The organism is Pontibacter burrus (assembly GCF_010686685.1).
GTDB lineage: Bacteria > Bacteroidota > Bacteroidia > Cytophagales > Hymenobacteraceae > Pontibacter > Pontibacter burrus.
Window position 1 is genome coordinate 448,698 of record NZ_JAAGWD010000002.1, and the last position, 14,082, is coordinate 462,779.

Consider the following 14,082-nt stretch of genomic DNA (forward strand, 5'->3'; position numbering starts at 1 on the left):
ACGAAACACCCGTTTATACTTGTTATAAAATGCTAAATTTGCCTTAAATTAAGAGATATCCATTGATCTATCCAGAAAATTTTGAAATAAAGATCGGGTTTGCGCAAGTGCGTGAAATGCTGGCTGAGCTTTGCTTAAGTCCGCTGGGCTGCCAGTTCGTAAACCGCATGCAGTTTCTGAACCGCCACGACCTGGTGCAGCGACTGTTACAACAAACCAACGAATTTAAACAACTGCTGGAGTCCGATGCCGAGATTCCGCTGAGCCATTATTTTGACGTAACGGCGGCGCTCGACAGAGCCGCCATTCCGGGCACGTTCCTGGATGTGGTGCAGTTCTTCGAGATAAAAATGTCGTTGCGTACCATCCGCGATTCGCAGCGCTTTATTTCGGGCACCGAAGAAGGAAAATTTGAAGCCTTAAAAGCCCTTGGTGCCGATGTAATCGTAGAGAGAACACTCATTGCTGCGTTGGATAAAGTGGTAGATGATGCCGGCGCCGTGCGCGACGATGCTACACCAGAACTACAACGCCTGAAACGCGATCTGATTTCGCAGCAGGGTGCCCTTCGTAAAACGATAAGCTCCATCATCCGCCACGCCAAAAACGAAGGCTGGACACCCGATGATGCAGAGCCAACTATACGCGGCGGTCGTTTGGTAATTCCTGTTATTGCCGAGCACAAACGCAGGGTAAAAGGTCTGATCCACGATGAGTCGAACACCGGGCAGACAGTTTACATCGAACCGGAATCTATTTTTGGGCTGAACAACGACATCAAAGACCTGGAGAACGCTTATCACCGCGAGCTGATCCGTATTCTGACAGGCCTGACCAATACGCTGCGCCATCACATTCCGGAGCTGCGCAAGGCCTACCAGTATTTAGGGTTGCTGGACTTTATCCGTGCCAAAGCAGCTTTTGCGCGTCGCGTAGAGGCTACCATGCCAACGCTGCACAAGCATCCACATATCGCCTGGAAACAAGCTGTGCACCCATTACTTTACTTGTCGCACCGCCAGCTGGGTAAACCTACTGTGCCCATGGATTTAGAGTTGAACCGCGACCAGCGTATTCTTCTGATATCAGGACCAAACGCCGGCGGTAAATCGGTAAGCCTAAAAACGGTAGGCCTGGTGCAATATATGCTGCAAACGGGTATGCTGATTCCGGTAGAAGATGGCTCCGAAGCGGGTATTTTCCACGACATCTTTATCGACATCGGGGATGAGCAATCGATAGAGAACGACCTGAGTACCTATAGTTCGCACCTGACCAACATGAAGAAATTTGTGACGGTAGCGGACAGCAAAAGCCTGGTGCTGATAGATGAATTTGGAACAGGTACTGAGCCGGTATTAGGCGGCGCAATTGCCGAAGCCGTGCTACAGACGCTTAACAACAGCAAAGTGTATGGTGTGATAACGACACACTATACCAACCTGAAAAACTTTGCCGAGAAAACGCCTGGCATTGTAAACGGAGCCATGCGCTACGACCATAAAAACCTGGCACCACTTTACCAGCTCGAGATCGGGAAACCAGGTTCGTCTTTTGCCATTGAGATTGCCCGTAAAATTGGTTTGCCGAAAGCTATAGTTGACAAAGCCAGCAGCCTGGTTGGTAAAGACAAAATTCGCTACGACCGCTTGCTGGAAGAACTCGAAACCGAAAAGCAGGAACTGGAAAAGAAACTGGCCGAAGCAACCAAACTGGAGCAGAAGCTGAAGCGCAATGTAAAAGAGTACAACGACCTGAAAAACTTCCTGGAGGAGAGCAAGCAGGATGTGATGCGCGAAGCCAAAGGCAAAGCGAAGCTGCTGTTAAAAGATGCCAACCAGAAAATAGAAGCAACCATACAGCAGATCAAACAAAGCCAGGCCGAGAAAGAGAAAACCAAAGAAGCCCGCCGTGAGCTGGAAACCTTTGCCAACGAGCAGGTGCGTAAAGAAGAACCGCGCCCGGCACATAAACGCATTGCAACAGGCGGCCCATTAAAAGAAGGCGACACTGTGGCGTTGGTTGGTCAGGACTCGGTAGGGCAGATTGTAAGTATAAAGGGCAAAACAGCTGAAGTACTTTTCGGTGGCCTTAAAACTATAGTTAAAATCGGAAACCTGGAGCGTGCCGAGGCCCAGACCAAAAAGCAGAAGAAAGCCGAAGAAGGCTATACCCGTGGCATGAACATTACGCAGCGCATGGCTGATTTCGGAAGCACGTTGGATGTTCGCGGAGAGTATGCTGAAGATGCGCTGACCAAAGTAATGAATTTCACTGACGAAGCCATTATGCTGGGCATCCCGGAAATCAAGATCATACACGGCCGCGGCAACGGTATTTTGCGCCAAGTAGTGCGCGATTACCTGTACTCTGTGCCGGAAGTAGCCAGCCTGGGCAGCGAAGCCGAAGAACGCGGCGGCGATGGTGCAACACTAGCTGTTCTGAAATAGCAACTACAAACTATAGCATTAAAAAAGGCTCCCATCATCAGGAGCCTTTTTTAATGCTATAGTTATTCTTTCACAAACCGGAATTCTATTGCCTGGCCCGTTCCGGAAAAATCACCTTCCAGCCATAGTTCAGTTGCTGTAAGCCGGTTAACAGTTAGAATAATATCATCGTCATCATCACTGCTGTTATCGTCATCATCGGTTAAGGTAAGCTTTGTGCCATCACTTGATAAAGTCCAGCGGCCTGAGTCTGTATCGTTCGAATTATCGTCATCAACCAGTGTTCCTGTAAATGTACCGTCGGCTTTAAACACAATGTTGATGGTCGTTACGTCAACCCCGCCTGGTTTTGTAGCTGTAAGATCCACACCATTTACAAAGATTTTGTCGCCACGCCATGTTTTACCAACCAGCAACCCCTCGCGGTCAGGTGTCACATTATCGTTATCGTCGTCGTCATTGCAGCTAACCATAGTTACCATAAACAGGGCTGCAAACAAATAGCTGAGAAGCTGTAGTTTTTTCATAGTTCAAAATATAAAGTGATACACATAGCAACTAAACGCTGAATTTTAGCCAACAGTATAATTTACCAGAGCCAGTATAGTTGCTGCGCAGGAAAAAATACGCCGCGCTACCTGAAATGTTCTACTAAATATCTGATGCCTTTGCGCGGACCCTTGGCTACATAATGTTCACTTCAGGCGTTAATCTGATCCCGAACTTTTCTTCTACAGACTGGATAATATCGAAGGCGAGTTGCTGTACATCGTGGCCGGATGCCCCGCCATAATTTACAAGTACCAGCGCCTGGTTCTTATGCACGCCATAGTTACCGATCACTTTTCCTTTCCAGCCGCATTGTTCTATCAGCCAGCCAGCCGGTACTTTTACCGTTAATTCCGATACAGGGTAAGCAGGCATTTCCGGGTACTGCGCTTTCAGCACATCAAACAATACAACAGGTATCTCCGGGTTTTTAAAGAAGCTGCCGGCATTGCCAATCTGTTTCGGGTCAGGTAGCTTACTCTGGCGGATGTGGCATACGGCGGCGCTTACATCCTGTATGGTTGGCTGCGTAATGTGCATTTCCTCCAGAGTGGTTTTAATAGCGCCGTAGCTAGTGTTTAGTTGGTGTGTTCTGTGCAGCTTGAAAACTACAGACGTAACAATGAACTTACCCTTCAGTTCGTTTTTGAAAACACTTTCGCGATAGCCAAACCGGCAATCCTGGTTGGTGAATACTTGTGTCTGACCTGTTTCGATGTGTGCGGCTTCCAGTTCGTGAAATACGTCTTTCAGTTCTACTCCATAGGCGCCTATGTTCTGCAAAGGTGCAGCGCCCACGGTGCCTGGTATTAGCGAAAGGTTCTCTACACCACCCAGGTTATGCTCCAGCGTGTAAAGTACAAACGCATGCCATACTTCGCCGCCACCTGCTTTTACGTAACTATAGTTCTCATCTTCCCGGATAATTTCGATGCCTTTTATGCCATTCTGAAGCACTACACCATCGAAATCCTTGGTAAACAGCAGGTTGCTGCCGCCACCCAGTATCAGTTTCTGTTCCTGCTTCAGCTCCGGCATTTGCAATAGCTCCTGTAGTTCCTGCACGCTGTCGAAGCGGGCAAAAAGCTTGGCTTTTACATCGATGCCAAACGTATTATAAGGCTTAAGCGGAAAATCAGACTGCAGTTTCATAAGCGGATTATTTGCTGTAAAGATAAAGCATTGAAGTTAGAAAGTCAGAAAGTTTGGAAGTTAGAAAGGTATGATGAACTATAGATGTTTTTGATTTTGTCTGAACCGGGATTAATGAGGATTTTATGGATTAAACAGATTGTAAAGACGCAAGATGTTGTGTCTCCGCTATGGAACGATTGATTTGACTGTAGTTCAGCGTCGTTTTGCAACTATAGCCTAGCGAGTCTGAAGACTCACGCGCACCCTGCGTCAGAGGTTAGATACCGGCGCCAGATTAAACTATAGTTTATATCACAGGTACTTTTTGAAATCCTGTTCATCCTAAAATCCTGATTCAGACAATAAAACGCAATTACGTAAATTGACATCCATCAAATCCTGATTAATCTGCTGTTTAAACAATCACTTTCTAACTTTTTAACTTCCAGACTTTCTAACTGCAATGTGTATCTTTGCAGAATTACAACTATAGATTATGGCGAAAACGAGTTTTAAACCGAAGCAGAAGCAAAAACCTACCGAGAACTTTAACATTATAGCCACCACGCTGGCCGGGCTGGAAGAAGTACTGGCCGAAGAGCTGCGTGCCCTGGAAATGGAATATGTGAAAGTCGGGAACCGGGTGGTAACCTGCTCTGGTAACTTGCGCCAACTATACGAAGCCAATTTGTGGTGTCGTACTGCTATTCGTATTCTAAAGCCGATCCGTAACTTTAAGGCCCGCAACGAAGACGATCTGTACGAACAGGTACAGAAAACAGACTGGAGCGAATACTTTGGGCTGGACCAGACTTTTGCTATAGATTCAGTAGTAAGCCACTCCACGTTTGAGCACTCGCTGTTTGTGGCCCAACTTACCAAAGATGCTATAGTTGACCAGTTCCGCAAAAAGACCGGAGAGCGCCCTTCGGTAGATAAAGTTCGCCCGGATGTTCGCCTGAACCTGCACATGCACGAAAACATGGTAACGCTGTCCCTGGATTCGTCAGGAGATTCGCTGCACCGCCGTGGCTATCGTTTGCAGACTAACGTAGCTCCGCTTAACGAGGTACTGGCTGCTGGCATTATTTCATTGAGTGGTTGGGATAAGAAATCTACATTTGTGGACCCGATGGCTGGTTCTGGTACCTTTCTGATTGAAGCCGCTATGATGGCACAGAACATTGCACCCGGCCTGTTTCATCGTGACCCGTTTGGCTTTGAGAAGTGGAACGACTACAATGAAGAACTTTTTGAAATGGTCTGGAAAACTGCTGAAGCCAAGGAAAAACGTGAGCCGCAAGCCGAGATCATTGGCTACGATATAGACGAAGATTACGTAGCAGCTGCCCGTACCAACATCAATAACGCTGGCCTCGAGCACGTGATTAGAGTAGAGCAGGCTGATTTCTTTAAAACCCAGGCTCCATCGGAGCAGGGGGTAGTGGTGATGAACCCGCCTTATAATGAGCGAATTCTTTCCGACGACATCTTTGAACTATACAAGAACATCGGCGATACCTTGAAGCAAAACTACCAGGGCTACGACGCCTTTGTATTTACCGGTAACCTGGAAGCTGCCAAAACCATAGGCCTGCGCGCCTCGCGCCGCATTCCGCTTTACAATGGTGCTATAGACTGTCGCTTGCTTAAGTATGAGCTGTATAGTGGCAGCAGGAGAGAAGGGAAGGAGTAGGTAGCTATAGTTTGACAGGAGCTTATGATTACTTTAATTTATCAGATTTAAAAGTAATCATAAGCTCCTGTTTTCATCTTTACAGCTAGTTACTTTTCTATTATCAGCCAGGTACAGCAGGAACCTCAATTTTTAGATTACCTGTTCCCTTGTTGAATGTAATATTCAGGAAGACCACTCTCTCTTTTTTACTGTTTGAGTCCAAGTGTTCAAATTTGTCAATCCCTACTATAGTTCTCAACGCATCATACAAATTATCAATTCTTGATTCCTCTATTTCGATCTTTATATTCAATGAGATGTCAGAGAAAAACGTAGTATCTACAATATCACCATAAGCTGAAACAACATGCTGTAATTTATTTATCGCAGCATGTCTTTCGTCATTACTATAGGCTGTCCAGAATATACTATCCATTCATATAGCTTTTAATTGCTTTTATTGTCTGCCCTCAGTGACTGGTATAAAGTCAACGAGGTTTGCCCTGAGTAGGATTCCTATTCTCCTTTAGATGCCAAAAAGAAAGATGAAACGCTCCTTCTAAACTACGCTTCTCTGCCTGTTCTTGTACCAGCGGAGTAAGGTAATAATAGCTATAGTTAAAACCAGCAGCGGCCAAAGGTAAACTGCTCCGACTAATAGCGTTTTGAACAACTGCCACCCACCACCAATCGCAGAAGTAATTCGGGAGCCAAAGCTGGTGCGATCAGTATAAGAGGCTGGCACTAACTGGTACATGGTCAGGTTTATGGTGCTGTAACTGGTTTGTTGTTGAAGTGCCTTCAGCTGGGCCTGCACCGACTCTAGTTCTTCCTGTACTTTATTTAACTCCACTTCAATAGCCAATACATCTTCCACCTTCTTTGCCTGCTGTAGCAATTCCAGGTACCTGTCTCTGGCAGCCTGTTTCGCTTTCACACGCGCTTCCACGTCCACATACTGCATTGTTACATCATCTGCAGTAACTGATTTGTTATCCAGAAATATACTTTCACTTTGTATATCTTTTACCAGCTTATCTAATTTAGCAGGCAAAACCTTTATCGTATAGTTGGATTCTATACGTTCTTCCTGGCTATAGCTTTGGTTGTTCGTGATAGTGCCACCATACTTAGCTACAAGCGCTTCTATTCTGTTGCTGCTAGCCTCTAAATTCTCCACCTGAAAATGCAGTAAAGCCTGCCTTATAATTTTTCTGTCTGCTATAGTTGAGGTTTCAGAATTTGGAGAGACCAGGGAATACTCAGCTCTTTCTGATGCATCCATTTGTTCAGCATCCATGTTTTTCTGGCAACCGAAACTGATCAGTAACAGCAGGATAACTATAGTATTCAGGAGATTGCGCATGATAGTATAGGTTTTACTGCTTTATACAGACACTTAAGAAAAGTAACCTATCAGCTTAAAAGTGCTAAAATAAAAGAGCATCACTCCAAACTATGGAATGATGCTCTTTTGGGTTAAACTATAAACTATAGTTTACTGTATTCGTCTTATCTGTGCGCCAATGGCGTTTAAGCGGCCGTCGATGTTTTGGTAACCGCGGTCAATCTGTTCTACGTTGTCTATGATGCTGGTACCTTCGGCGGAAAGTGCTGCAATAAGCAGGGCTACGCCGGCGCGAATATCCGGGGAAGTCATGCGGATGCCGCGTAACGGAATGTTGTTGTTATGGCCGATAACGGTTGCACGGTGCGGATCGCAAAGAATGATCTGTGCACCCATGTCGATCAGTTTATCTACAAAGAACAAGCGGCTCTCGAACATTTTCTGATGAATCAGCGCCGTTCCTTTCGCCTGTGTAGCTACCACAAGCGCCACGCTTAGCAGGTCAGGCGTTAAGCCCGGCCAGGTGTGGTCCGAAATGTTCAGAATGCTGCCGTCAATGTAAGTGTCAATCTCGTAATGGTCCTGTGCCGGAATGTAAATATCGTCGCCACGGAATTCCATTTTAATACCTAAACGCTGGAAGGTATCTGGTATCAGACCAAGCTCCGGAATCTGGCAGTCTTTTATAGTTATCTCAGAGCCCGTCATAGCGGCAAGGCCAATAAACGAACCGATTTCGATCATATCCGGCAGCATGCGGTGTTCGGTGCCACCCAGTTTCTCCACGCCTTCAATTACCAGCAGGTTAGAGCCAATGCCGCTGATTTTAGCGCCCATACGGTTCAGCATGCGGCAAAGCTGCTGCACGTAAGGCTCGCAGGCAGCGTTGTAAATAGTGGTTGTACCTTCGGCCAGCACGGCAGCCATCAGAATGTTAGCTGTACCCGTTACTGAGGCTTCATCCAGCAGCATGTAAGCGCCTTTCAGCCTATCAGCCGTTACACTGAAGAAGTTGTCAGAAGCATTGTACTTAAACTTCGCTCCAAGCTTTTCAAAACCTTCGAAGTGGGTATCCAGACGGCGGCGGCCTATTTTATCGCCACCTGGCTTTGGCATTTTAGATTTACCGAAACGTGCCAGCATCGGTCCCACGATCATCACCGAACCACGGATGGCACGGCCCTGCGCTACAAATGCTTCCGTATCCAGGTAGTCCAGGTCTACGTTATCTGCCTTAAAACTATAGGTATCCGCAGAAAGTCTTTCTACTTTAACACCTAAGCCCTGCAGCAATTCAATGAGTTTATTTACGTCCCGGATGTCAGGAATATTGGAAATGGTAACGGTTTCAGGTGTAAGCAACACAGCACAAAGTATCTGCAATGCTTCGTTTTTAGCTCCCTGAGGGATGATCTCGCCCTTTAGTTTATTACCACCTATTACTTCAAAAGAAGCCATGTACTATTTATTTCGTTGGTTGGATGATCGGGTATTCTTATTTCTGTTGCGGTTGTCGCCTCCGCGGTTTTGCTGCTGGTTACGCTGCTGGTTATCCTGACGGTTACTGCCGCCTACATTAGACTCAAACAGGTTGTTGCTCTCAATGTAAGCCAGGTCCATGTTCAGTTTGCCTTTCGATAACTGTCGGATATCGTTGAGGATCACATCGTCGGTTATACTGTCCTTGTTATAAGAGCGGTACAGCGTTTTCATCAGTTTACCGATGGAGATGATGGCCGCTTCACGTTCTTTTTCGTCTTCCAGCTCGGTTGCACGCTTTATCAGCAGCTCCACATTCTGGCCATAGTGTTTGTACTTTGGCGTTTCGAGCGGGTAGGTCATGCGCTGCGGCTTGTCGTTCAGGTACTCCATCGCGCTGAGCGGGTAAGGAGCATCCACATCCAACTGCGAGCCCGACATCACAAACAGGTGGTTCCATAGTTTCTGCTGGTAGTCCTGTGTGTCGCGGAGCTGTGGGTTTAGCTTGGCCATCAGGTTTATCAGCAACTGCGACAAGCGCGTACGCTCGGCTCTGTCCTGTATGGTCAATATATGATTTACAAGGTCCTGCACATTGCGGCCATATTCGCGCAACAGCAGTTCTTGTTTAAAGGAGGTACTTGCTTCCATTAGATTTTATATAAATTCAAAATTATGAATTAGAAATTAGAAATGGTAAATAATGCACCGGGTGCACCTATGAATTACGAAATTCGAGTCAGAAGTTTTGAGTCATGTCGTGTGTTCAGGGTAGGGCTGACAAAACTCAAGGCATCAATTTCTAATTTTTAATCCATAATTTCTAATTATTCATGTATTCGTAGTTTGGCAAAGCTCAGGAGAAGGGTTTTTTCGCCTACTTCGTCAAAGTTTATAGTTGCTTTAGAGCTGTTGCCTTGTGTATCCATTTTGGTTACTACGCCAAAACCGAATTTAGGGTGCTCTACCTTCATGCCGGCTGCCAGGTTGCTGGTGTCGCTTGGGGTGAAGTCGGCAGGGGCGGTGTAGGCTGTAGCGGCTTGTTTGCGCGGTGCCGGCTGCACTAAGCTGCTGATGCTGCTCTTGCGCTGTAGTACGCGTTCAAACACACTATTGGTTGCCGTGTTGCCCGAGTCGCCATACTTAAAGTTCAGGTACTTCGGATCAATTTCATCCAGGAAACGGCTTTTTTCGCAGGCACGCAGGTTGCCCCACTGGTAGCGGCTGGTCGCGTAAGTTAAGTATAGTTTCTTTTCGGCACGCGTAATGGCTACATAAAACAGGCGGCGCTCTTCTTCCAGGTCAGCACGGGAGTTCAGCATCATCTGGCTCGGGAAAAGGTTCTCTTCCATGCCAACTATAAACACGTTTTTAAACTCCAGACCTTTGGCTGAGTGAATGGTCATCAGAGTAACGTGTTCACCTTGTTCATCTGCCTTGGTATCGGCATCGGTAATAAGAGCAATATCCTGAAGAAACGCAGAAAGGCTTTTATCTTCCTTCTCCGGGTCATCTACATACTCCTTGATACCGTTTAGTAATTCCTGTATGTTCTCGTAGCGGGCAAGGCCTTCTACCGTCTTATCCTGGTACAGATCATCTACGATACCTGAGCGCTTGGCTACGTGTTTGGCCACTTCAAAAGCATCGTTCTGCTCAGCCATAATAGCGAATTCGCGGATCATCAAAGAGAAGTTCTCTATAGCCGTTCCAACGCGATTGCCCATGAACTCTGTTGCGTTCTGCACTACTTCCCAAACACTGTGGTTAGCCTCGTCGGCAGTAACAAATATCCTGGATTCAGTGGTCTCACCAATACCGCGTTTCGGGTAGTTTATGACACGACGCAATGCCTGCTCATCGTTATGATTAACCGTTAAGCGAAGGTACGCGATCAGGTCCTTTATTTCCTTGCGCTGATAGAAGGACAGGCCGCCTACAATTTTGTACTTGATGTTCATGCGGCGAAGGGCTTCTTCCATGGCCCTGGACTGCGCGTTGGTACGGTATAGAATAGCGAAGTCGTCGTAGGAGAGGTGGTTGTTCATCTTCTCCTCGAAAATGGTAGTAGCCACCAGTTTTCCTTCTTCGTTATCCGAATTCGCTTTTATTACTTCAATCAGCGGGCCCTGCTCGTTATCGGTAAAAACATCTTTCTTCAGCTGTGCCGAGTTGTTTTTGATAACTGAGTTAGCCGCGTTAACGATGTTTTTGGTTGATCTATAGTTCTGCTCCAGTTTGAATACTTCCAATTCCGGGTAGTCGCGCTCAAAATTCAGGATGTTCTGGATATCAGCTCCACGGAAGGCATAGATAGACTGGGCATCATCACCTACCACCACAATGTTACGGTTCTGGGCAGCCAGTTTACGCGTGATCAGGTACTGCGAGTAGTTGGTATCCTGGTACTCATCCACCATCACAAACTTGAAGATGTTCTGGTACTTATTCAGCGCATCCGGATGGTCGCGGAAAAGCACGTTGGTCTGGAACAACAGGTCGTCGAAGTCCATGGCGCCAGCCTTAAAGCAACGGTTCTGGTACTGCTCGTATATCTTGCCAATCTTCGGGCGCATGGCAGCATCGTCGTCGGCCTGTATTACCGGGTCGCTCATGTACTGCTTGTGCGATATCAGTTTGTTTTTGGCTGATGAGATACGGCCCAACACCACGTTTGGTTTGTATAGTTTGTCGTCCAGGTTCATCTCTTTCACAATATTGCGAATGAGCGTTTTGGAGTCGTCGGTATCGTAAATGGTAAAGCTCTTTGGGTAGCCAATTTTGTCGGCTTCGGCGCGAAGGATGCGTGAGAATACCGAGTGAAACGTACCCATCCAGATGTTTTTGGCTTCGTTGCCGATCACTTTCTCGATACGGTGGCGCATTTCTTTGGCCGCCTTGTTGGTAAAGGTAAGGGCCAGTATGTTAAATGGATCCACTCCCTGGCTAATGAGGTGAGCGATCCGGTAAGTAAGTACTCTTGTTTTTCCAGAGCCGGCACCCGCAATAATCATGGCTGGGCCATCGGTGTGCAATACTGCTTTGCGCTGCGACTCGTTCAATAAACTAATATAATCCATTTGTTCTCCTGGGCGTGCTAATAATCTTCGCAATTTACGAATACTAATCCGTATTCTGAACCGCCATTGCAAATTGGTGCTAACGGCATCCTATGAACAATAACTAAATCAAAAGCGTTTTATAACAGGTCTTTATTCAGGCCCGGAAATTGCAGGTAGAAGACAGCACCTGCATTCCATTTTGAATTAGAAGCTGTTAATGGCTATTTTTGCCTGAAACCTAACTTCTGCAGAAGAGTTTTTAACGAATGATATTTATACAACACCGCACCCTTACCCTTACAAAAAAGAACCTGTTGCTACTGGTCCTGTTCTTTTTAGCCGCCCAGCTTAGCATTGCGCAAAGCAAAACAGGATCTACTAAAGCTAAAGCCCCAGTTGGCAAAACCAGCACTGCAAAGCCGGCTTCGACTGCCACTAAACCAGCAACACAGCAGGCAGCTACTCCCGCTGCCCCAAAACCTGCCGAAAAACTGATCTGGCAAACTCCGGCTATGCAGGAGGCTATGGCATTTTATATTTCGCAGCAATACCAGCAGGCACAGCAGAAGTTCAGAGAAGCAGCTGCACAAGGCGAGAGCGACGCCTTATACTTTTTAGGCCGCATGCACCAGTATCGTGAGTTGAAATACGATACGGTACAGATCGACACGCTTATAGAGATCCAGAACCGTAGCAGGTTCTTTTCTGCCAATACAGACTCGGCGCGTTATTATTATGAGATGGCTCTGGAGCAAAACAGCCCATTGGGCCACCTGGGTATGGCCGAATTAATGGTGCTGCGCTCTGACGAAGACAAGCAAAATTTTTTGCAGAAAATGCGCGCTGCTGCTGTGCGTATCCGTGAAAAGGCAGTAGAAGGCGACGCTTTCAGTAACCGTATGCTGGGCAGCATGTACTACACTGGCTATGGCGAAATGAAAGACCTGGGCTATGCCTTTAATTACCTGAACCGCGCTGCCAACAAAGGCGACATTGTAGCTTATACAAACCTGGCAAACCTTTACCTGGATGGGGAAGGAGTAGAGAAGAATAGGGAAAAGGCGATTTTCTGGCTTAAGAAGGGCGTAGAATCCGGCGACCGCGAAGCGCTTTATACTTTAGGATTGCTATATGAAGAGGGAACAATGGGAGAACCGAACTTTGATGATGCCCGCAAACTATACCGACAGGCCATTTCGAAGGGTAGTGTAAGCGCATATGAGCAGCTGCGCTACATGAACCAGACAGCTGATCAAAAATTGGTAATTGCGTCTATTAATCGTAATCCGGACATGCTGGAGCGCGCTCTTAAAAGTAAGGCAAACGTAAATACTACTGCCATACCAGACGATTATGAAGCAGAGGAGTTGCATGGCCGCACACCCCTGATGAACACGCTTTATATACCGTTGCTTTTAGAAGACTATGGTGTGATTTATCAACCCGAAGTACGCCCGTTAATGGCTGGTATATTACTAAGAAATGGTGCCAACGTAAATGCTCAGGACTCAGATGGACGTACTGCGCTACACCACACGGTAGCTGGTGCCCGTATTAACAACTCGCAGTTATTTGAGCAGGAGCAGGTACAACTGCTGGATACCCTGATCAAATATAAGGCAGACCTGAACATAAAAGATAAAGAAGGCAATACGGCCCTTACTGCAGCGCTGCACTCTACCAGCGGACAGCACCTGGGTATTATGGAGCTGGAAAAATTACTTGCCTCTGGTGCTAATCCCAATATCCAGAACAACGAAGGGAAAACGCCACTTATACTTGCTTGTGAACTTAACTCCAATTTCGAGATCATTCTGGCACTGATACAGGCCGGAGCCGATCCAAAGCTGCGGGATCAGTCCGGTAAAGCAGCTATAGACTATACCAGCCACGAGAATGTGCAGAATATTCTGATGGCGGCAGGTTCTCCGACTAAACAGCAGTAATCTTTCCAGCTTTCCCCTAAAAACAGGTGAAGGAGTATAGCTATTGCTATAGTTGCTGCAGTAAAACATTCTGCTGGCGCGGGTTTGTAACCCGTGCTAACTATAGAGTTGAGTTTGTAACGCAACTGGTCCGGCAGGGACAGGTATTTGTCTGAATTGGGATTAGGGCTTTTGCTTTAGTTGACAACTATGGTTCTATTGTCAGCATGCAACACCCCTATAGTTCCCTCAAGGGGACATTCCTGCTATAGTTACAACTTGAGTTGTAGTTCTATAGTTGGCAATTAACCCACCCCTGCCCCTCCCAAGAGGGGAATTTTAACTGCTGCTAACTCATCGACTATAGTTTTATAGTTGCATACCATGAGCAGGACAGGTTTACCTGTTCCTTTAGAACTATCACCACGAAAAGCCAAGCAACTATAGTTACTTAATC

The 14,082-nt window shown here is 46.6% G+C and carries 10 protein-coding genes; 3 read left to right on the forward strand and 7 right to left on the reverse strand.

Annotated elements, in window-relative coordinates; translation table 11 throughout:
• Nucleotides 1-62 precede the first annotated feature (62 nt).
• The gene (locus tag GXP69_RS06660; protein ID WP_163913652.1) at nucleotides 63-2,450 is read left to right on the forward strand and encodes an endonuclease MutS2; all 2,388 of its coding nucleotides are present in this window, start codon (nucleotides 63-65) and stop codon (nucleotides 2,448-2,450) included.
• Nucleotides 2,451-2,512: 62 nt separating this feature from the next.
• Here the strand turns inward: GXP69_RS06660 and GXP69_RS06665 are convergent, their stop codons facing one another.
• The gene (locus tag GXP69_RS06665) at nucleotides 2,513-2,977 is read right to left on the reverse strand and encodes a lipocalin family protein (RefSeq protein WP_163913654.1); all 465 of its coding nucleotides are present in this window, start codon (nucleotides 2,975-2,977) and stop codon (nucleotides 2,513-2,515) included.
• Between the two features lie 157 nt (nucleotides 2,978-3,134).
• On the reverse strand, nucleotides 3,135-4,151 hold the full coding sequence (gene murB, locus GXP69_RS06670) for a UDP-N-acetylmuramate dehydrogenase (protein WP_163913656.1): 1,017 nt from the start codon (nucleotides 4,149-4,151) through the stop codon (nucleotides 3,135-3,137).
• Nucleotides 4,152-4,629: 478 nt separating this feature from the next.
• Between murB and GXP69_RS06675 the strand changes: the two genes are divergently transcribed.
• Nucleotides 4,630-5,829 carry a THUMP domain-containing class I SAM-dependent RNA methyltransferase gene (locus GXP69_RS06675; protein WP_163913659.1) on the forward strand — a complete coding sequence of 400 codons (1,200 nt, stop codon included), beginning with the start codon at nucleotides 4,630-4,632 and terminating at the stop codon, nucleotides 5,827-5,829.
• Between the two features lie 103 nt (nucleotides 5,830-5,932).
• On the opposite strand, the gene GXP69_RS06680 is transcribed toward GXP69_RS06675, so the two are convergent.
• The 5 genes from GXP69_RS06680 to GXP69_RS06700 all read right to left on the reverse strand — a co-directional run bounded on the left by GXP69_RS06680 (nucleotide 5,933) and on the right by GXP69_RS06700 (nucleotide 11,718).
• The gene (locus GXP69_RS06680) at nucleotides 5,933-6,247 is read right to left on the reverse strand and encodes a hypothetical protein (protein ID WP_163913661.1); all 315 of its coding nucleotides are present in this window, start codon (nucleotides 6,245-6,247) and stop codon (nucleotides 5,933-5,935) included.
• Nucleotides 6,248-6,370: 123 nt separating this feature from the next.
• A complete protein-coding gene (locus GXP69_RS06685) occupies nucleotides 6,371-7,177 on the reverse strand; it encodes a DUF4349 domain-containing protein (RefSeq protein WP_163913663.1) in 807 nt (268 codons plus the stop codon).
• A gap of 132 nt (nucleotides 7,178-7,309) precedes the next feature.
• Nucleotides 7,310-8,617, reverse strand: a complete 1,308-nt coding sequence (gene murA, locus GXP69_RS06690; RefSeq protein ID WP_163913665.1) for a UDP-N-acetylglucosamine 1-carboxyvinyltransferase — start codon at nucleotides 8,615-8,617, stop codon at nucleotides 7,310-7,312.
• Nucleotides 8,618-8,620: 3 nt separating this feature from the next.
• Nucleotides 8,621-9,289, reverse strand: coding sequence for a DUF4290 domain-containing protein (locus GXP69_RS06695; protein WP_163913667.1), 669 nt, complete (start codon nucleotides 9,287-9,289; stop codon nucleotides 8,621-8,623).
• A 176-nt stretch (nucleotides 9,290-9,465) separates the two neighbouring features.
• Nucleotides 9,466-11,718, reverse strand: a complete 2,253-nt coding sequence (locus tag GXP69_RS06700; RefSeq protein WP_163913668.1) for an ATP-dependent helicase — start codon at nucleotides 11,716-11,718, stop codon at nucleotides 9,466-9,468.
• 248 nt (nucleotides 11,719-11,966) lie between these two features.
• Between GXP69_RS06700 and GXP69_RS06705 the strand changes: the two genes are divergently transcribed.
• A complete protein-coding gene (locus GXP69_RS06705) occupies nucleotides 11,967-13,646 on the forward strand; it encodes an ankyrin repeat domain-containing protein (protein WP_163913670.1) in 1,680 nt (559 codons plus the stop codon).
• The last annotated feature ends 436 nt before the right edge of the window (nucleotides 13,647-14,082 follow it).

Coding starts and splice junctions, on each gene's coding strand:
- murB (WP_163913656.1), bottom strand. CDS start 4,151: ATGAAACTGCAGTCTGATTTTCCGCTTAAGCCTTATAATACGTTTGGC.
- GXP69_RS06695 (WP_163913667.1), bottom strand. CDS start 9,289: ATGGAAGCAAGTACCTCCTTTAAACAAGAACTGCTGTTGCGCGAATAT.
- GXP69_RS06675 (WP_163913659.1), top strand. CDS start 4,630: ATGGCGAAAACGAGTTTTAAACCGAAGCAGAAGCAAAAACCTACCGAG.
- GXP69_RS06705 (WP_163913670.1), top strand. CDS start 11,967: ATGATATTTATACAACACCGCACCCTTACCCTTACAAAAAAGAACCTG.
- GXP69_RS06700 (WP_163913668.1), bottom strand. CDS start 11,718: ATGGATTATATTAGTTTATTGAACGAGTCGCAGCGCAAAGCAGTATTG.
- murA (WP_163913665.1), bottom strand. CDS start 8,617: ATGGCTTCTTTTGAAGTAATAGGTGGTAATAAACTAAAGGGCGAGATC.
- GXP69_RS06680 (WP_163913661.1), bottom strand. CDS start 6,247: ATGGATAGTATATTCTGGACAGCCTATAGTAATGACGAAAGACATGCT.
- GXP69_RS06685 (WP_163913663.1), bottom strand. CDS start 7,177: ATGCGCAATCTCCTGAATACTATAGTTATCCTGCTGTTACTGATCAGT.
- GXP69_RS06665 (WP_163913654.1), bottom strand. CDS start 2,977: ATGAAAAAACTACAGCTTCTCAGCTATTTGTTTGCAGCCCTGTTTATG.